The sequence below is a fragment of the Mesorhizobium sp. LEGMi-168a genome, from assembly GCF_058312955.1.
On sequence record NZ_JBZEGV010000132.1, the window covers coordinates 1 to 1,135 of the forward strand.

1 protein-coding gene is annotated in these 1,135 nt (G+C 64.0%); it reads right to left on the reverse strand.

The window, feature by feature from the left end; all coding sequences use genetic code 11:
• Nucleotides 1-5: 5 nt before the first annotated feature.
• Complete coding sequence (locus AC4FWB_RS34415) at nucleotides 6-1,109, reverse strand: ISAs1 family transposase (protein ID WP_491030657.1); 1,104 nt, start codon at nucleotides 1,107-1,109, stop codon at nucleotides 6-8.
• Between the last annotated feature and the right edge of the window lie 26 nt (nucleotides 1,110-1,135).

The window sequence follows — 1,135 nt, forward strand, 5'->3', positions numbered from 1 at the left end:
TAGGGCTATCGCATATGAGTGAAGAGGCGGAGTAGGTCTTGATCGGCCCATCGTGCTTTGAGTCGTTTGTGGCTGAGCGGGATGTTTTCGGGGTCGGCTCTGAGAACATTGAGCGTGAGGCGCCGAAGTATGGCGTGATTGGCGGCCGTGTTGTTCTTGCGGCCCCTGATTTGATCTTCGCCGAGCAGGACATCGAGTTGCCAATGCAGGTCATTCTCGATGCTCCAGTGGCGGCGTACTGTGGCGAGCAGCTCCTGGGCCGGCATCTTGCGCGACAGCGCATAGCATCGGACCTTGTGCGTGGTCTTGCCATTGACGGTGCGCCAGCTTTCGACACGGCCGATGGCGCAAAGGTCGACGAGCGCGTTCTTGCCTGGCGTCTGCGCGAAGGGAATGACGAAGGCGCGCCGCACCTCGTGACGACCATGCGCGTCCTGCTCGGTCTGATGGAACCTGGTTGCCTTGCGCGCCGCCGCCGTGTCGAGTGCGGCGTTGGCTTGGCTGGCCAATTTGGACTGGTTGCCTTTGATGGCGATCACGTAGTGGCCGCCGCCCTCGCGCACGGCCTTGGTCATGCGGCGATGGCAGTGCAAGGCGTCGGCGGTAACGGTCAACCCCTTGAGCGACAACAGTTCGAGCGCCGCAATCGCCGCCTGCACCTCGCCGCCCTCCTGCGCCACGGTCTGGGCCAGGCTCATGAAGGTGTCGCAGCCAAAGACGGTGACCACCAGCGGCGGCATATGCGAGCGGCCCTTGGCGTAGGCGCGCCTGAGGCTCTTGCCGTCGATGGCGACCTGGCCTTTCGGCGCATCGATGCGCGCCTGCGCGCCGAACGCGGCCATGAAGCGCATGAAGGCATCGTTGAGGGCGACGGGATCGACTGCCGCCAGCACCCGGCTGAAGGTGTCGTGGCTGGGTGCGCCACGCTCGAGCGGGATGAATTGCCGCAACAGATCGAGCCGGTTCTCGGCAAACAACGCCATTTCCGTGCAGTGCGTCGCCCCGCAAAGCACCGCCGCAAAGGCCACGAACAAAAGCTCCGGCAACGGATGCTGCGCGGTCAAGTCCCGCGGGTCCGGAACCTCGCCAAATACATCCAGAAACACCATGCCGACCTCCGATCATCCAGAGGTCC